The 18,331-nt window shown below is 71.7% G+C and carries 14 protein-coding genes and 1 pseudogene; 10 read left to right on the forward strand and 5 right to left on the reverse strand.

Annotation, left to right across the window (positions count from 1 at the left end):
• Nucleotides 1-105: 105 nt before the first annotated feature.
• Entirely contained in the window at nt 106-1,335 is a 1,230-nt protein-coding gene (locus AB0K82_RS29805) for an MFS transporter (RefSeq protein WP_364403375.1), read from the reverse strand.
• Nucleotides 1,336-1,390: 55 nt separating this feature from the next.
• Here AB0K82_RS29805 and AB0K82_RS29810 point away from each other — a divergent pair, with 55 nt between their 5' ends.
• The 7 genes from AB0K82_RS29810 to AB0K82_RS29840 all read left to right on the forward strand — a co-directional run bounded on the left by AB0K82_RS29810 (nt 1,391) and on the right by AB0K82_RS29840 (nt 8,590).
• On the forward strand, nt 1,391-2,500 hold the full coding sequence (locus tag AB0K82_RS29810; protein ID WP_364403377.1) for a DUF5937 family protein: 1,110 nt from the start codon (nt 1,391-1,393) through the stop codon (nt 2,498-2,500).
• Nucleotides 2,501-2,570: 70 nt separating this feature from the next.
• Nucleotides 2,571-3,380: an ABC transporter substrate-binding protein gene (locus tag AB0K82_RS29815; RefSeq protein ID WP_364403379.1), complete on the forward strand. Its 810-nt coding sequence runs from the start codon at nt 2,571-2,573 to the stop codon at nt 3,378-3,380.
• 55 nt (nt 3,381-3,435) lie between these two features.
• Nucleotides 3,436-4,578 (forward strand): penicillin-binding transpeptidase domain-containing protein, encoded by a 1,143-nt coding sequence (locus AB0K82_RS29820; protein WP_364403381.1) that lies wholly within the window; start codon nt 3,436-3,438, stop codon nt 4,576-4,578.
• Between the two features lie 164 nt (nt 4,579-4,742).
• A complete protein-coding gene (locus AB0K82_RS29825; protein WP_364403383.1) occupies nt 4,743-5,462 on the forward strand; it encodes an ABC transporter substrate-binding protein in 720 nt (239 codons plus the stop codon).
• A gap of 29 nt (nt 5,463-5,491) precedes the next feature.
• Nucleotides 5,492-6,313, forward strand: a complete 822-nt coding sequence (locus AB0K82_RS29830; RefSeq protein ID WP_364403385.1) for an amino acid ABC transporter permease — start codon at nt 5,492-5,494, stop codon at nt 6,311-6,313.
• On the forward strand, nt 6,310-7,083 hold the full coding sequence (locus tag AB0K82_RS29835; protein ID WP_364403387.1) for an amino acid ABC transporter ATP-binding protein: 774 nt from the start codon (nt 6,310-6,312) through the stop codon (nt 7,081-7,083). The genes AB0K82_RS29830 and AB0K82_RS29835 overlap by 4 nt, the downstream gene beginning before the upstream one ends.
• A 145-nt stretch (nt 7,084-7,228) precedes the next feature.
• Nucleotides 7,229-8,590 carry a glutamine synthetase family protein gene (locus AB0K82_RS29840; protein ID WP_364403389.1) on the forward strand — a complete coding sequence of 454 codons (1,362 nt, stop codon included), beginning with the start codon at nt 7,229-7,231 and terminating at the stop codon, nt 8,588-8,590.
• Here AB0K82_RS29840 and AB0K82_RS29845 read toward each other — a convergent pair.
• A complete protein-coding gene (locus tag AB0K82_RS29845) occupies nt 8,572-9,141 on the reverse strand; it encodes a helix-turn-helix domain-containing protein (protein ID WP_364403391.1) in 570 nt (189 codons plus the stop codon). The two genes, AB0K82_RS29840 and AB0K82_RS29845, sit on opposite strands and share 19 nt — an antisense overlap.
• A gap of 193 nt (nt 9,142-9,334) precedes the next feature.
• Here AB0K82_RS29845 and AB0K82_RS29850 point away from each other — a divergent pair, with 193 nt between their 5' ends.
• The gene (locus tag AB0K82_RS29850) at nt 9,335-10,843 is read left to right on the forward strand and encodes an MDR family MFS transporter (protein WP_364403445.1); all 1,509 of its coding nucleotides are present in this window, start codon (nt 9,335-9,337) and stop codon (nt 10,841-10,843) included.
• 94 nt (nt 10,844-10,937) lie between these two features.
• Here AB0K82_RS29850 and AB0K82_RS29855 read toward each other — a convergent pair.
• The 3 genes and pseudogenes from AB0K82_RS29855 to AB0K82_RS29865 form a co-directional block, all read right to left on the reverse strand.
• Nucleotides 10,938-11,051 (reverse strand): annotated as a pseudogene (locus AB0K82_RS29855) (hypothetical protein); the annotation flags it as partial.
• 200 nt (nt 11,052-11,251) lie between these two features.
• Nucleotides 11,252-12,514 carry a transposase gene (locus AB0K82_RS29860; protein WP_364403394.1) on the reverse strand — a complete coding sequence of 421 codons (1,263 nt, stop codon included), beginning with the start codon at nt 12,512-12,514 and terminating at the stop codon, nt 11,252-11,254.
• A 264-nt stretch (nt 12,515-12,778) separates the two neighbouring features.
• Nucleotides 12,779-13,501 (reverse strand): amino acid racemase, encoded by a 723-nt coding sequence (locus AB0K82_RS29865; RefSeq protein ID WP_364403397.1) that lies wholly within the window; start codon nt 13,499-13,501, stop codon nt 12,779-12,781.
• Between the two features lie 105 nt (nt 13,502-13,606).
• On the opposite strand from AB0K82_RS29865, the gene AB0K82_RS29870 reads away from it, so the two are divergent.
• Nucleotides 13,607-16,609 (forward strand): bifunctional [glutamine synthetase] adenylyltransferase/[glutamine synthetase]-adenylyl-L-tyrosine phosphorylase, encoded by a 3,003-nt coding sequence (locus AB0K82_RS29870; protein ID WP_364403447.1) that lies wholly within the window; start codon nt 13,607-13,609, stop codon nt 16,607-16,609.
• Between the two features lie 181 nt (nt 16,610-16,790).
• The gene (locus AB0K82_RS29875) at nt 16,791-18,320 is read left to right on the forward strand and encodes a N,N-dimethylformamidase beta subunit family domain-containing protein (protein ID WP_364403400.1); all 1,530 of its coding nucleotides are present in this window, start codon (nt 16,791-16,793) and stop codon (nt 18,318-18,320) included.
• Nucleotides 18,321-18,331: the final 11 nt, after the last annotated feature.

The following is an 18,331-nucleotide window of genomic DNA, read 5'->3' on the forward strand; positions in this document are numbered from 1 at the left end:
CTCGGAGCCTGCACCATTCAGCTCGTACGCCGCCTCGGAGGGGGACTAACCACCTGAAGTTAGACATTCTCACAGGAACCGGTCAACCCCCTCGGATCCTCCGGATCAGCCAAGGGCCTGCCGCCGGCGCCGCACCGCGGGTCCGAGCGCCAGCGCGCCGGCCGCGGCGGTTCCGCACAGGACCGCGCAGAGCAGCCACGGTGACCAGGAGGCCAGGCCGAGCAGGCCACCGCCGATCGGCGGGCCGAGCAGCGAGGCCGCCGAGAACGCCGTGCCGTACAGCCCGCTGTAGCGCCCCCTCAGGTGCGCGGGCGAGAGGTCCGCGATGATCGCCGTGGACACCGACGCGAAGAGGACCTCGCCCAGCGTCCACACCAGGACCGTCGCCGCGAACGCCCACGCCGACGCGGCGAACGCGGTCAGCCCGAATCCGGCGCCCACCACGGCCACGCCCGCGGCCAGGACGCGACTGTGGTCGCGGCGGGCGAGCCAGGCGCCGATCAGCGGCTGCACGATCACGATCCCGACGCCGTTGAGGGCCACCGCGAAGCCGTACGCCGAAGCCGGAAGCCCCGCCTGCCGCATCGCCAGCGGGAGCGTCGAGTAGGACTGCATGTAGACGAACCCGTAGCAGAGGACGACGAGCACCGAGCCGACGGCGACGCGGTCCCGCAGGACGTCCACGAGCCCGCCGGGTTCGCGCTCCGCGCGCGGGCCGCGGGTCTCGGGCACCGCCCGCCAGACCAGGACGCCGCACATCACGCAGGTGGCCGCGTCGATCCAGAACAACCAGGAGAAGCCCGCCCGCGACAGCGTCCCGCCGAGCACCATCGCGACCGCGAAGCCCAGGTTGATCGCCCAGAACAGCAGCCCGAAGGCGCGGGCGCGCTCGGCCGGCCCGACCAGGTCGGCCAGCAGCGCCTGCGAGGCCGGACGGAACGCGTCGATGGTCAGCCCGAGCACGAACACCAGCGCGATCAGCGCCGGGGTCGCGGTGGTGTACCCGAGCGCGAGCATCGCGGCGGCGGTGGCCAGCATCCCTCCGGTCAGCGTGGCGCGTCGCCCGATCCGGTCGGCGAGCACTCCGCCGACGAGCTGGGAGACGATCGAGCCGAGCCCGAACAGCGCCAGCACGAGCCCGGTCGCGCCGACGGACAGGCCGCGCACGCCCGTGAGGTAGAAGGCGAGGAACGGCTCGACCATCGTGCCGAGCCGGTTGACGAAGTTGCCGGTCCACAGCGCCCAGAAGCCTCGTGGCAGACCGCCGACCCGCGTGTAGAGGAACGCGGGGAGCCGGGAGGAAGGGGGAGCGGGCATCTCGTCGACGGAGGTCATGGGGGCATGGTCGACAACACCGGCATCCGGCTGGAACTCTTTTAGCGGTGCCTAAATGATCGAATTCCTCTTCACCCCGGATGACGTCGCGCGCGTCCGGTTCGCGTTCTCGCCGCTCTGGGAGCTCATGCACAGCCTGCGCGTGCTGGCCGACCCGTCCCGCCGCGCGCTGCATCTGCCGTGGGTCCGCGCCGTACGGCCCCGGCTGCGTGGGCTCGACCTGACGCCGTTGCGCGCGCTCGTCCCCGCGAATGGGTACATGCCCGACTTCCTGACCCCGCCGCCGGAGTCCCCGCTGCCGGATTTCGCGGCCGAACTGGCGCGGGTGCGGGCCACGCCCGCCCGCCGGGTCGCCTTGGAGATCCGAGACGTCGGAAAGAACGCCGAGGGCTCGGTGTCCCACGCTTCTTCTTCGGCTGCGGCGTTCGGCCAGGCGCGCACGGACGCCGCCGGCCTGCGCGCGCGGCGCCGGGCGATGGCCGAGGCGCCCGAGCGTGCCCTCGGCGAGGTCGCCGACCTGATCGCCGCGTACTGGGAGGCGGCGCTCGAGGAGTCCTGGCCGCGGATGCGGGCGCTGCTGGAGGGCGACGTCCTCCGCCGGTCCCGCGCCCTGACCGAGCGCGGGGCCGAGGGGCTCTTCGCCGGGTTGCACGAGTCGGTCCGCTGGCACGGCGACCGGCTCGCCGTCCAGCGCCGGTGGCACCATCACGGCCCGCTGGCCGGGCGCGGGCTGGTACTGGTGCCGAGCGCGTTCGTCTGGCCGGCCGTCTCGGTGATGACCCCGCCGTACCAGCCGATGCTGAGTTACCCCGCGTACGGCGTCGCGACGCTGTGGGAGACCGCCCCGGCGGCGCCTCCGGACGCCCTCGCGGCACTGATCGGGCGGGGCCGGGCGGCGCTGCTGCTCGCGCTGACGGTCCCCGCGTCGACGACGGAGCTCGCCGGGCGCCTGGCGGTGACCCCCGGCGCGGTCAGTCAGCACCTGGGCGTCCTGCGCGCCTGCGGTCTGGTGACCGGCCACCGGGTCGGCAGGCGCGTGCTGTACGCGCGCACGGCGGCCGGCGACGCCCTCGCCGACGCGGGCGGCGCGGGGGGCGCGAGGACGCGCTCGCCGAGGGCCGGTGACGCGCTCACGGCGCGGGCACCGCGATCGACATGGACGTGACGGTGCGCAACTGATTGACTCTTCCGCGTGAGTGGGACGGATGGAGCGTCGTACCCCCCTCGGAGGCACCGTGCACATCTTCACTCTCTCCCGCGCGTGCGCCGTGCCCGCGGCGGCGATGACCGCCTGCCTGCTGACCGCCTGCGCGCCGGCCGGCCAGACCGTGAGGGGCGTTCACCTGGTCGCCCGCGGCACGCTCACCACCTGCACGCACCTGCCCTACGCCCCGTTCCAGTTCCAGCGGGGCAAGGCGATCGTCGGCTTCGACGTGGACCTGATCGACCTGGTCGCCCGGCGTCTCGGCGTCCGGCAGAAGATCATCGACACGCGGTTCACCGCGATCACCTCGGGGGAGGTGTTCGCGGTCGCGGCGTGCGACCTGGCGGCCGCCGGCATGACCGTCAACCCGCAGCGGGCGGCGGTGGTCGACTTCTCCCGGCCCTACTTCGAATCCGGGCAGGTGCTGATGGTCCGGCGTGACGCGCGCGTCACGCCGGACGCCGCAGGCTCCGGCGGGCTGCGCGTCGGCGTGGTCGTCGGCACGACGGGACAGACGTACGCGCGCCGCCGGGGGTGGCAGACGAAGGGGTATGAGAACGCCGCCACCGAGCTGGACGCGCTGCGCACCGGTCAGGTCGACGCGCTGATCCAGGACGACCCGGTGGTGCGCTACTGGCTCACCGACGAGGCCAACGCGGACTTCACCCTCCTCCCGGGGCTGCGCACCCGCGAGCAGTACGGCTTCGCCGTGCGCAAGGGCCACAACCCGGCGCTGCTGCGGCTGATCGACGACGTCATCGCGCAGATCCGGCGGGACGGCACCTACCGGCGGACGTACGAGCGGTGGATGGGCCCGATGCCACCCGAGGCCACCAGGTGACGCCACCGGGCTGATCGGCCGGAACCGGCCACGGCGTCGCCGATGGGGGAGTCCGATGCGCAGAGTCGCCGTCGCCGCGGCCGGTGTGCTCATCCTGCTGGCGGCGGCCGTCTTCTCGTGCGCCGCCCTGCGAGGAGCGCGCGGCCCGGCGACGCCGGAGGAGGCCTCGGCCGCGTACTTCCGCGCCTGGAGCGGCGGCGACTTCGCGGTGATGGGCGAGGACGACGGCGTCCCCGGCTGGGCGGTGCGGATCCAGAACCCGGGGCGGCCGGCGCAGCAGCTCAAGGTCTTCCCCGGCCATGGCGCGGCGCCCGTCCGCACCACCATCGACCGGCGCGCCCAGGCGGCCGCCGACGCGGCCGTGGGATCGGCGCAGGCCGCCCTCGTCGCGATCCGCCCCTCGACCGGCGAGATCGTGGCGGTCGCCGACCGGCTGCCGCAGGCCGAGAGCGCCTTCACGGGCGTGTACCCGCCGGGGTCGACGTTCAAGGTGGTCGTCGCGGCGGCGCTGCTGGACGGCGGGATGACGCCGGCGAGCCCGGTCGACTGCCCCGCCGTGACGGTGGCCGGGCAGCGCACGATCCACAACCACGGCGGCCTGGCGCTCGGCCGGGTCTCGCTCGCCGACGCGTTCGCCGAGTCCTGCAACACGACGTTCGCGGCACTCGGCGTGGCGGCGGGAGCCGGGCGGCTGCGGGAGAGTGCCGCGGCGTTCGGTTTCGGCGCGCACTTCGACACGGGGACGGACCGGGCCTACTCCGGGGACCTCCTCGACCCGGGCGGCGACAACGGGCTGGCCGAGGCGTCGATCGGCCAGGGGAAGGTCCAGGCGAACCCGCTCGCGATGGCGGTGGTCGCCGCGGCCGTGGCCGACGGCTCGTACCGCCCGCCGCGGCTGGTGCCCGCGCGCCTCGTCCACGCGGGAACGGCCCGGCCGCTGCCGTCCTCGGTGGTCGCCGGGCTGCGGTCGATGATGCGGGCGGTCGCGACGCGGGGCACCGCGGCCCGGGCCGGACTTCCGGCGGGCACGGCGGGCAAGACGGGGACGGCCGAATATGATGCCCAAGGTCATACGCACGCGTGGTTCATCGGCTACCGGGGCGATCTGGCCTTCGCCGTCTTGGTCCTGCACGGCGGGGACGGCGGGCAGGTGGCCGGACCGGTCGCAGCCCGTTTTCTTGCTGTGATCAAGTCGTGACCCGCTGACGTTCTCGCAGGTGGCGAGCGGTATGACATAGTCGGACAGTTGTTTGTCCTGCTTATGGAGGAATTGTGGCTATAAGTCGTCGGCTTGCCGCCGCCACCGCCGGACTCTGCGCGGCCGCCCTCGCCCTCACCGCCTGCGGCGGCGGAGGGGACGGAGTGACGGTTCAGGGTGCCAAGCTGGTGAAGAAGGGCAAGCTGACCACCTGCACGCACCTGCCGTACCCGCCGTTCCAGTCGGCCCAGGGCGGCAAGGTCGTCGGCTTCGACGTGGACCTCATCGACCTGGTCGCCAAGAAGCTCGGCGTCACCCAGCAGGTCATCGACACCCCGTTTGAGACGATCAAGACGGGGTCCGCCCTGAACGCGGGGAAGTGCGACGTCGCCGCCGCCGGTATGACGATCAAGCCGGAGCGGGCGCGGTTCATCGACTTCACCAAGCCGTACTTCAACGCCACGCAGGCGCTCATGGCCAAGAAGGGCGTCACCTACGCGTCGCTGGACGACGTCAAGACCAAGAAGCTCAAGGTCGGCTCCCAGGCGAGCACCACCGGTGAGGACTTCGTCCACTCCAAGGGCATCGACTCGAAGTCCTTCAAGGACTCCGCCAGCCTCCTCAACGGGCTGCGCAGCGGCCAGGTCGACGTGATCATCGAGGACTACCCGGTCGTGCAGGGCTGGCTGAAGGACCCGGCGAACGCCGCGTACGGCGTCGCGGCCAGCCTCAACACCGGCGAGCAGTACGGCTTCGCGGTCCGCAAGGGCAAGAACCCCAAGCTGCTCTCGCTGATCAACCAGACCATCGACGAGGCCCGGCAGAGCGGCGAGTACAAGAAGATCTACGAGAAGTGGATCGGCCCGATGCCGGCGGGCGCCTGAGCCGACTCTGATCGATTCGAGAGGCCGCAATGACTGAACACGCGGAGGCGGCGCCGCGGCTGACCCGCACGCAGCGCCGTCGGCTGATCCTGGGCGGCGAGTACGGCATCTTCGTCGTCGCCGTCGTCCTGCTCGTGTCCCTGGCGGACTGGGGGGCGCTGAAGACCAACTTCGCCGAATGGCGGGTCGCCAAGACGCTGTTCCCCGACATCATCACGGTCGCGCTGCGCAACACCCTGCTGTTCACGGTCACCGGGTTCGCGCTCGGCCTGGTGGCCGGCCTGCTGCTGGCGCTGATGCGGCTGTCCTCAGTGCCGCCGTACCGCTGGTTCGCCATCGCCTACATCGAGGTGTTCCGGGGACTGCCCGCGCTGCTCATCTTCATCTTCGTGGGCACCGGCGTCCCGCTCGCCTTCCCAGGGGTCAACTTCCCCGGCGGCGTGTACGGCCAGGCCGCCGTCGCCCTGGGAGTGGTCTCAGCGGCGTACATGGCCGAGACCATCCGGGCCGGCATCGAGGCCGTGCCGCGCGGTCAGATGGAGGCGGCGCGCACGCTCGGCATGTCGCACGGGCGGGCCATGCGCTCGATCATCATCCCGCAGGCGCTCCGCATCGTGATCCCGCCGCTGACCAACGAACTGGTCCTGCTGTTCAAGGATTCGTCTCTCGTTCTGTTCCTCGGCATCACGCTGCAGCAGCGGGAGCTGTCCAAGCTCGCCCAGGACGCGGCCAGCCAGCAGGGCAACACCACGCCGATCATCGTGGCCGCCCTCTGCTACCTGATCATCACGATTCCGCTCGGCCACCTGGCGCGGCGGCTGGAGGCCCGGCAGAAGAGGGGACAGCGGTGACGACCGTGAACACCACCGCGGCGGTCCAGGTGACCGGGCTGCACAAGGCGTTCGGGGACCTTCAGGTGCTGCGCGGCATCGACTTCGAGGTCACGCGCGGCGAGGTCGTGTGCATCATCGGGCCGTCCGGGTCCGGCAAGTCCACGCTGCTGCGCTGCGTGAACCTCCTGGAGGAGCCCACCGCCGGGCAGGTGTACGTCGGCGGCGTCGAGCTGACCGACCCGGACGTGGACATCGACGCGGCGCGCCGCCGCGTCGGCATGGTGTTCCAGCAGTTCAACCTGTTCCCGCACCTGTCGGTGCTCGGCAACGTCACCATCGCGCAGCGCAAGGTGCTGCGGCGCTCCGCCGAGGAGGCCGACCGGATCGCGCGCGACAACCTCGCCCGCGTCGGGCTGGCCGACAAGGTGGACGCCTACCCGGCGCAGCTGTCCGGCGGCCAGCAGCAGCGGGTCGCGATCGCCCGCGCCCTGGCCATGGGACCGGACGTCATGCTGTTCGACGAGCCGACCTCCGCGCTCGACCCCGAGCTCGTCGGCGACGTGCTCGGCGTCATGCGCAAGCTGGCCCTCGAGGGGATGACGATGCTGGTGGTCACGCACGAGATGACCTTCGCCCGAGAGGTCGCCGACCGCGTGGTCTTCATGGACGGTGGCGTCATCGTCGAGGAGGGGCCGCCCTCGAAGGTCATCGGCGAGCCGACCCACGAGCGGACCCGCAGGTTCCTGTCCCGCGTCCTCGACCCGGCCGCCGCCGAGGTCGAGGAGTGACCCGATGAGTCCGTGGCGGTACGCCGCCACGGACTCATCGGGACCGCGGTCGCGCTTCGCGCCCTTGTAACGTGACCGAAACATGGACGCGGCACACTGATAGAACGCCAGAGTTGTCGTTCGCAGGTTTCAAAGGGGATCCGTTTTGGACCGTCAGCAGGAGTTCGTGCTCCGCACGCTCGAGGAGCGCGACATCCGCTTCATCCGGCTGTGGTTCACCGACGTGCTCGGATTCCTCAAGTCCGTCGCGGTGGCCCCGGCCGAGCTGGAGCAGGCGTTCGCCGAGGGCATCGGTTTCGACGGCTCGGCCGTCGAGGGGTTCGCCCGTGTCTACGAGGCCGACATGCTCGCCAAGCCCGATCCGTCGACGTTCCAGGTGCTGCCGTGGCGGGCCGAGTCGCCGGGCACCGCCCGGATGTTCTGCGACATCCTCATGCCGGACGGGTCGCCGAGCTTCGCCGACCCGCGCTACGTCCTCAAGCGCACCCTCAGCCGCGCGGCCGACCTCGGGTTCACCTTCTACACCCACCCTGAGCTGGAGTTCTACCTGCTCGGCGAGCAGCCCGACGACGGCAGCGAGCCGACGCCGGTCGACCTGGGCGGCTACTTCGACCACACGCCGCACCGCGCCGCGCACGACTTCCGGCGCAACGCCATCATGATGCTGGAGTCGATGGGCATCTCCGTCGAGTTCAGCCACCACGAGGGCGGTCCGGGCCAGCAGGAGATCGACCTGCGCTACGCCGACGCGCTCACCACGGCCGACAACATCATGACGTTCCGCCTGGTGATGAAGGAGGTCGCGCTCGAGCAAGGCGTGCACGCCTCCTTCATGCCGAAGCCGTTCACCGAGTACCCGGGCTCGGGGATGCACACCCACATGTCGCTGTTCGAGGGCGACCGCAACGCCTTCTACGAGCCGGGCGCCGAGTACCAGCTCTCCAAGGTCGGGCGCGCGTTCATCGCCGGCCTGCTCCGGCACGCCGCCGAGATCACGGCCGTCACCAACCAGTGGGTCAACTCCTACAAGCGCCTGTGGGGCGGCGTCGGCGCGTCCGCCGGCGCGGGCGGCGAGGCGCCGCCGTACATCTGCTGGGGCCACAACAACCGGTCCGCGCTGGTGCGCGTGCCGATGTACAAGCCGCAGAAGGGCCACGCGACCCGCATCGAGTTCCGCGCGCCGGACACCGCCTGCAACCCCTACCTCGCCTTCGCCGTGATCCTGGGCGCCGGCCTCAGGGGCATCGAGCAGGGCTACGAGCTGCCGCCGGGCGCCGAGGACGACGTGTGGGCGCTCACCGCGGCCGAGCGCCGCGCGATGGGCATCGAGCCGCTGCCGCAGAGCCTGGACGAGGCGATCAGCGCGATGGAGCGCAGCGAGCTGGTCGCCGAGGTCCTCGGCGAGCACGTCTTCGACTTCTTTCTCCGCAACAAGCGCGCGGAGTGGGAGGACTACCGCCGCCAGGTCACCGAGTACGAGCGCCGCCGCTACCTCTCGGTGCTCTGAGACGAGGAGATCATCTCCATCGCCACGGTGAGGCCGGTGGTGCGTCGCTCCTCGTCGGTGATGTCGTAGTCGTCGAAGGCGAAGAGGGCGATGTTCAGCCCGAAGATCGCCATCGCCGACTTGAGCTGGTCGGTCAGCGGCGCCTTCCGGTCGGCGAGCAGCTCGATCAGGGCCCGGACCCGGCACTTCATCTTCTCGCCGACCGCGAGGTCGCGCATGGTGCCCTGGTTCTCGTGGGCGAAGCGCATGAGCGCCGGCGCCGAGGTGTAGAGGTTGTCGGCGTAGCGGCGTACCAGCTCCTGCCGCGTCTCCAGGGTCGGCGGCTGTGCCTGCCCCCAGGCGATCAGGTCGTCCAACCTGGCGAGGGCATCGTCGAACAGGCTGACGATGATGTCCTCTTTGGTCTTGAAGTGGTAGTACAGCGCGGCCTTGGTGACGTGGAGGCGCTCGGCGATCTCCCGTAGCGAGGTCTTCTCGTAACCGTGCTCGGCGAACAGCTCCAGCGCGACCGCCTGAATCCGCTCCCGGGTGTCGCCGCGGGGCTCGCCCATGATCAATCTCCGTCCAAACTAACTTGACGACCGGCTAGTTCCTAACTTACCGTACGGCAGGTAAAGAAACTAGCCGGTCGACAAGTAAGCGTCCGACCACAGAGAGAGGTTATCGATGTCGGGGACGAACACGGCGGAGTCAGCGCCACCAGGCGCGGCGGAGCCGAGAAGCACGCGATCCATCTACATCGCGATCATCGGCCTGATGCTCGGCATGTTCCTCGCGATGCTCGACAACCTGATCGTCGGCACCGCGCTGCCGACGATCGTCGGCGACCTCGGCGGCCTCAGCCACCTCGCCTGGGTCGTCACCGCCTACACCCTCGCCACGGCGGCCGCGACGCCGATCTGGGGCAAGCTCGGCGACCTGTACGGCCGCAAGGGCATGTTCATGGCGTCCATCGTGATCTTCCTCGCGGGCTCCATGTTGTCCGGGCTGTCGCAGAGCATGGGCCAGCTCATCGGGTTCCGCGCGCTGCAGGGCCTCGGCGCCGGCGGCCTCATGGTCGGCGCCTTCGCGATCATCGGTGACCTCGTCCCGCCGCGCGAGCGCGGCCGCTTCCAGGCGATCATCGGCGGGATGATGCCGATCGCCTTCGTCGGCGGCCCGCTGATCGGCGGCTTCCTCACCGACCACCTGAGCTGGCGCTGGACCTTCTACGTCAACGTGCCGCTCGGCGCGATCGCCCTGCTCGTCACGGGTGTCGGCATGCGCCTGCACACCCCGCACATCAAGGCGAAGATCGACTTCCTCGGAGCGTTCCTGCTGACGGTCGGCGTCGTCTCCCTCACCCTGGTCGCGAGCTGGGGCGGCTCCGAGTACCCGTGGGGGTCCTGGCAGATCATCGGGCTGGCGATCCTGTCGGTCGTGGCCCTGGTCCTGTTCGTCCTCGCCGAGGCCCGCGCCGCCGAGCCGATCCTGCCGCCGCGGCTGTTCCGCAACAAGAACTTCGCGGTCGCCCAGGTCCTGAGCTTCCTCGTCGGAGCGGCGATGTTCGGCGCGGTCAACTTCCTCCCGCAGTACATGCAGGACGTCCAGGGTGCCTCGGCGACGGCGAGCGGCCTGCTCCTCCTGCCGCTGATGTTCGGCATGCTGGTCGTGATGCTGACGACCGGGCAGCTGATCTCCCGCAACGGCCGCTACAAGCTGTACCCGATCATCGGCGGCGCGGTGATGACGGTCGGCATGCTCGTGCTGCTCCTGCTGAAGGTGGACACCAGCACGGCGGTCAGCTCGGCGCTCACCGCCGGTGTCGGTCTCGGCATGGGCTTCATCATGCAGAACACGATGCTGATCACCCAGAACAGCGCGGAGCTGCGGGACATGGGCGCGGCGAGCGGCTCGGTCACGCTGTTCCGTACGGTGGGCGGCTCGCTCGGCGTGGCGCTGTTCGGCTCCATCTTCACGAACCGCCTGGAGCACACCATCTCCGACCGGCTCGGCCCGGAGGCCGCCCACAAGATCGCGTCGGGTGGCGCGCACGTGACGCCGGCGCTGCTGCACAAGCTGCCCCTGCCGGTGCAGGAGGCGTTCAAGTCCGGCGTCACCAGTGGCCTGCACGGCACGGTGATCGGCGGAGCGGTCGTCGCCTTCCTGGCCTTCCTCCTCGCCTGGTTCGTCCGCGAGGTGCCGCTGCGCGGCTCGGCGCCCAAGGGAGCGAAGGAGCAGCTCGAGGAGACCATCTCCGAACCGGTCATCTGATCCGGCCCGGCCCCGGGACCGGGGCCGAGCCGGTCACCTGATCCGATCTCACCGAGGACCAGGGGATTCCCGCCGGGAATCCCCTGGTCCTCGCTCAGCGGGGGAGCGTGCCGAAGCGGGCGCCGACGCCGAAGCCGAAGGTGCTCGCCTTGATCAGCTTGGTCGCGACGTCCGCGTACCCGTCACCGTTGACATCCCCAACCGCGACAGGGCGCTGCCCTCGGTACCGGAGGTGTCGTGCTAGTCCTTGTTGAAGTCACGGGCGGTCGGCGTGGCCCGTCCACCGCGACCGCCTTGGTTGACAGTCTTTCCCTAGAACCGACACGCTCGTTAGCGAGCCGGCGTCCTTCTTGGCGTCGATGTCATCGCTGGGTGGGCCGATCGCCAGATCGGAGTAACCGTCCCGGGTCAGCATCTTGGCCGTGAACGGCCGAGCTTGGGGCTCGGCCTTTCACACCTTGTTGCGCTCCCCGTCGCGGCTGGGTGTCGTGCCGGGGTCGCATCTCCCCTCCCTGTGGGGGTGGGGACGGGCATGCTGACAAATGCCCACATCACGCGCGCCCGTTTCCGGATGTTGGTGGCGGCGATGACGTCGGCGGGGCCAGCGAACCCGCACCGGCGACAACGAAAGGTGTCCCGGTCGGGCCGGTTGGCCCGCTCGGTGTGTCCGCACCATGGCACGGGACACCGCTGGGAGGTGTAGGCCGGATCCACCTCCAAGAACGGCACTCCGGCCCGCTGGGCCTTGTACTGGAGGAAGGTGCCGAGCTGGTGGAACGGCCAGGAGGAGTGTGTGGCCCGCTGGTGCCGCCTGAGCCGTACCCGGTCGCGTATCCCGCTCAGTTCCTCAAGCGCGATACCGCGTCCGGTGCGTCGGGCATCGGCCACGACCTTCTTACTGATCTTGTGGTTCTCGTTGGTGGCGTGCCTCGCCTCCCGCTGTGCGCGGCGGGCCAGCCGGCGAGCGGCCGACCGGCTGCCCGCGCTCTTCTTAGCCTGCAGTTCGGCGCGCAGCCGGGCCTGGCGGCTGCGATACCGGGCAAGACCCTTGCCCTGGTGGTTGTCTCCGTCGGAGGTGGTGGCCAGGTTCACGATCCCCCGGTCCACCCCGATCCAATCGGCGGGCTCAAACCGCGACGCCTGTTCGACTTCACAGGTGGCGATCAGGAGGAACATTCCGTCGCGGTGCACCAGATCGGTCTCGCCTTTGCGGTGGTCCGCCAGGAACTTGAGCTGCCCGGGCTCTCCGGTGAAGGCGATGCCGCGAAGACGGCCCTGGGCGGTCCAGATCGAGATGGTCCGGGCGTCCATCTGCCAGGACAGGTATCGGTCATCGAACGGCTGGGCCGCATCGGCCCGCACGGTGATGGGCTTGGAGACGGCCTTGCGGCGCCGCCGTGAGTGCTCACCGCCCAGCAGGCCCGCCTGGATCTGGGCGTGCAGCGTGGTGTAGGCGTCGGCGACCTTACGGATCACATGCAACGCGGGCTGCGGCGACAACCCCCGCGCCTTCAACTCCGCATACACCAGCTTTTGCAGCTTCTGCCGGGCAAACACCTTTTGCTCGAACGCGACCGCCGACACCTCATTCGCCGCGGTGTTGCACAGGGACAGGGTCGCCGCGGGCGCCGCCGCCTGCTCAGGCGCCGGCAGCAGCTTCACCTGCACCACTAGGTTCACGATCCGTGCCTCTATCATTACGAGTGGCTGATCTCGTTGTGATGGCATCGAACCTGGACGTCGCGCGAAACCTCGGTTTTCTCTGCGGGCCTCACGTGTATTGGTCTTCGTCTCCATGTACCGGCGGGGAGCTGATCGGCCAGATCCCGGACCGTCGCCACGAGATCATGGGTGCCGACTTCGACGCCGAACTTCGGAAGTTTCGTGATCTCCGTCTTCAGCGTCGTCAGCGCGCGCCGACGCGACCGGCCGGGCTCATCGGGGGCCGCCGTGCCAGTCGGGCATCGCCCGCTCGCCGACGGCGACGTCATAGGCCGCCCGGGCCAGCAGGCGGGTCGAGTCCAGCGTCGGCAGGGGAGAGACCTCGGGGGCGATCAGCAGGGGGATCTCGGTGCAGACGAGGGCGACCGCGTCGCAGCCCCGCTCGGCCAGCCGCTCGATGACGCGGACGTACTCCCGCCGCGACGCCTCGCTGACCACGCCGTTCACCAGTTCCTTGAAGATGACCTCGTTGACGATGGCCCGGTCGTCGGCGTCCGGCACCTCCGCGGCGATGCCGCGGGCGGCCAGCGCACGCGGGTACAGCGGACCGTCCATGGTGTAGCGGGTGCCCAGCACGCCGACGCGGGCGCGTCCCTCGGCCGCGGCCTGGTCCGCGACGACCTCGGCGATGTGCAGCCCCGGCAGCGGGAGGTCCGGGCCCGGCACCTCGAGGGCCAGGTGGGCGGTGTTGTCCGGGCACACGAAGAAGTCGGCGCCGGCCCGCGCGAGCCGCCGAGCACTGGTGGCCAGGGTGGCGCGGACCGCCGCGTGGTCACCCGCGTCCCACGCGGCCATGCTGTAGCCGAACGCGATGTAGTCCAGCGTCACGTCGGGATGCTCGTTGCGGCCGGTCCGGTGGAAGCCCTCCTCGCAGAAGGTCAGGAAGCAGAGGGCGGCTCCCCCTGTGCTGTGGGCGAGAACTCCAAGGTGTTTCACGACGGCTCCAGCGTTCCGGGATATCGGGTGAAGGCGCCGGCAGCGCGCCGAGCGGCCCGATCGGAGTCTCCCGCGAAGCCCGCCGGGCGCTCATGATTATCTTTGATCGTGAGCGAACGCCGTACGGAGAGCACGACCGCCCGGCTGGCCCGCCTCGGCATCACCGACGTCGCCGAGGCGCAGCGCCGGCTCGCCGGTCGGGGGCTCGGTGATGACCTGCTCGACGTCCTGGGGGCCGCCGCGGATCCGGACCTGGCCCTCACCGGACTGCTCCGGTTGCTGGAGCGGAGCGACATCCGCGCGGACCTGGCCGCCGACCGGGACGCCCTCGGCCGGCTGATCGCGGTCCTCGGCGTCAGCGCCGCACTGGGCGACCACCTGACACGGCATCCCGACCACTGGCGGGTCCTCGCCGGTCCCACGGCGCTCCAGCGCCCCACGGCCGACGAGCTGCGCACCGCGCTGCTGACCGCCGTCGGCGCCGATCCGGCCGATCCCACGCCCCGCGCGGGAGACCCGGAGCCGATGCTCGCGCTCCGGGTCGCGTACCGGCGGGCGCTGCTGAACCTGGCGGGCCGGGACCTGACGGGGGCGACGGACATCGAGGACGTCGCGGCCGAACTCGCCGACCTCGCCGCCGCCGCGCTCGAGGCCGGTCTGGCCATCGCCCGTGCCGAACTCGGCGAACAGGCCGGCACCTGCCGCCTCGCCGTGATCGGCATGGGCAAGTGCGGCGGACGCGAACTCAACTATGTCAGCGACGTCGACGTCGTCTTCGTCGCCGAGCCGATGCCCGGCCAGGACGAGACGGCCGCGCTGCGGGCCGCGACCCGGCTGGCGTCCGGGATGATCAAGGCGTGCTCGGCCAGCACCGCCGAGGGCGCGCTGTGGGAGGTGGACGCGGCCCTGCGCCCCGAGGGCAAGTCGGGCCCGCTCGTACGGACGCTCGCCAGCCACCGCGCGTACTACGAGCGCTGGGCCAAGACGTGGGAGTTCCAGGCGCTGCTCAAGGCGCGCCCGGTGGCGGGGGACCAAGAGCTCGGCGAGCAGTACGTCCAGGCGCTCGCCCCGCTCGTCTGGCGGGCCGCCGAACGCGACAACTTCGTCGAGGACGTCCAGGCCATGCGCCGCCGGGTCGAGGCGCACATCGACCCGGACCAGGCCGGGCGGCAGCTCAAGCTCGGCCCCGGCGGCCTGCGCGACGTGGAGTTCGCGGTGCAACTGCTGCAGCTCGTGCACGGCCGCACGGACGAGGGCCTGCGCGGCCCCAACACGCTGATCGCCCTGAAGAAGCTGTCCTGGGGCGGGTACGTCGGCCGGGCCGACGCCGCCGCACTGGCCGGCGCGTACCGGTTCCTGCGCCGCGTCGAGCACCTGATCCAGCTCCACCGGCTGCGCCGGACGCACCTGGTGCCCGAGGACCCCGCCGACCTGCGGCGCCTGGGCCGCGCGCTGGGCTTCCGCACCGACCCGGTCGGGGAGTTCACCGCCGAGTGGCGACGGCACGCCCGGGAGGTCCGGCGCCTGCACGAGAAGCTGTTCTACCGGCCGCTGCTGCTCGCCGTGGCCCGGCTGCCCGGCGAGGAGGCCCGCCTGACCCGCGAGGCGGCCCGTACCCGGCTGGAGGCGCTCGGCTACACCGACCCGGACGGCGCGCTCCGGCACCTGCAGTCGCTCACGGCGGGGGTCTCCCGGCGCGCCTCGATCCAGCGCACGCTGCTGCCCGTCATGCTGGGCTGGTTCGCCGACGGCCCCGACCCCGACGCCGGCCTGCTCGGGTTCCGGCAGGTCAGCGAGGCGCTCGGCACCACGCCGTGGTACCTCCGCCTGCTGCGCGACGATGTCACCGTGGCCGAGCGGATGGCGTACGTGCTGTCCTCGAGCCGCTACGCCACCGACCTGCTGCTGCGCGCGCCGGAGGCCGTCTCCCTGCTGACCGGCGACGCGACGCTGACGCCCCGGTCGTCCGACGCGCTGCGCGGGGAGGCGCTGGCGGCGGTGGGCCGGCACATGAGCGTCGTCCCCGCCCGCCTGCAACTCGACCCGGCGGCGGACGCCGTCACCGCCGTGCGCGGCATCCGGCGCCGCGAACTGCTGCGCGTCGCGGTCGCGGACCTGCTCGGCCGCCTCGACGTACGCGAGACCGGCGAGGCGCTCACCGCCATCACCCTCGTCACGATCGAGGCGGCTCTGCGGGCCGCCATCCACAAGATCGAGATGGAACGCCGCGCGCCGTTGCCGACGAGGTTCGCGGTGGTCGCGATGGGCCGCCTCGGCGGGTACGAGCTCGGCTACGGCAGTGACGCGGACGTCATGTTCGTGCACGACCCCGTGCCGGGCGCGGAGCAGGAGGCCGCGCCCGCGGCGCACGCGGTCGCCGAGGAACTGCGCAGGCTGCTCGCCCTGCCGGCGCCCGACCCGCCGCTGGTCATCGACCCGGGCCTGCGGCCGGAGGGACGGCAGGGCCCGCTCGTGCGCACCTTCGACTCGTACGCCTCCTACTACCGGCGCTGGTCCTCGCCGTGGGAGAGCCAGGCGCTGCTGCGCGCGGCGCCCGTGATCGGCGACGAGGAGCTCGGCACGCGCTTCCGGGCGCTGATCGACCCGCTGCGGTGGCCGCGGGGCGGGATCGACGACCGCGCCCTGATGGAGATCCGCCGGCTCAAGGCCCGGATGGAGGCCGAGCGGCTGCCCCGTGGCGTGGACCGTCGCCTGCACACGAAGCTGGGGCCCGGCGGCCTGTCCGACGTCGAGTGGGTGGCCCAGCTCCTGCAGCTCCGGCACGCGTACGACGTTCCGGAGCTGCGCACCACGCGGACGCTCGCGGCCCTCGACGCCGCGGCGGCGGCCGGCCTGCTGGACCGCGAGGACGCCGTACGGCTCTGCGACGCGTGGCGGCTCGCCACCCGCATCCGCAACGCCGTCATGCTCGTACGGGGACGGGCCTCGGACACCCTGCCGACCGAGCACCACCGCGAGCGCTCCGCCGTGGCCCGCGTGCTCGGCTACGACGCCTCCGGAGAGATGCTGGAGGACTACCGCCGCCACGCGCGTCACGCCCGCGCCGTCGTCGAGCGCGTCTTCTACGGCGACGACACGAGCGCGTGACGTCGCCCGCGCCATCGAGCCACGGGGCCGAGGCGGTGCCCTGACCGGCCCGCCCGGCCAGGGCACCGGCCGGCTCCGGTGCGTGGTCCCGGGCCGACGAGACCCGGGACCGAACGCCGCGAAGGTCAACGCATGGCCATCCCCGCGTCGGCGGGAACGCCGATACGCGACAATCCCAGTTGTGATCACGAACCGGCCCGTCGCCGCTCTCGCCGTCCTCCTCCTGGTCCTCACCGGGTGCGGTGGCGGTGGACATGGCGGGGCCGCGGTCCCGCCCCGGGCGCCCCGGTCCGCGTCGTCGCCCCCGGTGGCCGAGAACACCAGGCCGGGATCCCCGGACTGGAAGGTGCGCAAGACCGGGGGCGAGCACGCCGTCGAGGGATTCGCCGACCGTGTGAGCGTGCTGCCGGGGGAGTCGTTCCGGCTGTTCGTCTCGACCACGGCCAAGGGCTACACCGTCAGCGCCTTCCGCATGGGCTGGTACGGCGGGGCCCAGGCGAGGAAGGTCTGGACCGCGCCGCACCAGGACGGACGGCGGCAGGCGGCCGCGAAGACGACCGGGAAGACGCACACCGTCACCGCGCCGTGGCAGCCCTCCCTCACCGTCTCCACCCGCGACTGGCCCGAAGGCGCCTACCTGCTGCGCCTCGACGCCGACTCCGGGGCCCAGCGGTTCGTGCCGATCACCGTCCGGTCGGCGAGCACGGCGGGCAGGGTGGTCGTCCTGAACGGCACGACGACCTGGCAGGCGTACAACATGTGGGGCGGTCGCGACCTGTACCAGGGGCCGGGCGGCTTCGACGGCCGGTCCCGCGCGGTCAGCTTCGACCGCCCGTACGACGGGAACGGCGCGGTGAAGTTCCTCGCCTTCGAACAGCCCGCCATCGCGCTGGCCGAGCGGACCGGGCTGCCCCTCGCGTACGAGACCGACAACGACCTGCACCACGACCCGCGGCTGCTCGACGGCGCCCGGGCGCTGGTCACCCTCGGCCACGACGAGTACTGGTCGACCGCGATGCGCGACGAGGCGACGAAGGCCCGCGACGCCGGGATGAACATCGCCTTCCTGGGCGCGAACGCGGTGAACCGGCACATCCGGTTCGAGCCGACCTCCCTCGGCCCCGACCGCCTCGTCGTCTGCTACAAGAGCGCCGACGAGGACCCGATCAAGGACCCGGCGGAGAAGACCCAGGACTGGCGTCTGTCGCCCAAGCCGCGCCCGGAGAGCGCCCTGATCGGGATCATGTACACCTGCTTCCCCGCCGACGGCGCCTGGAAGGTCTACCGGCCGGACAACTGGGTGTTCGCCGGCACCGGCGCGCGCAAGGGGGAGGAGTTCCCCGGCGTGATCGGGCCGGAGTCCGACGCGGTGACCGCGGGCGGGCCGACACCGCGGCCCATCGAGGTGCTGGCCCACTCGACGATCCAGTGCGGCACCTCCACGACGAGCACCGACGCGACGTACTACACGGCCAAGAGCGGGGCCGGGGTGTTCGCCACCGGGACCATGCGCTGGGTCTGCGCGATGCGCGGCCGGGCCTGCGGCCACGGGGTGACCGGCAAGGTGGCATCCTTCGTGTCCCGGGTCACCGAGAACGTCCTGCGCGCCTTCGCCGCCGGCCCGGCCGGCCGGGCGCATCCGGTAAAGGACAACCTGGCGAAGATCCGGCCGGCCAAGGCCGGTGCGGCGCAGGGCGCGGACCTCGACTGATTCAGCCGGCT

It is taken from the genome of Actinoallomurus sp. NPDC052274, assembly GCF_040679475.1.
Taxonomy (GTDB): Bacteria; Actinomycetota; Actinomycetes; order Streptosporangiales; family Streptosporangiaceae; genus Actinoallomurus; species Actinoallomurus liliacearum.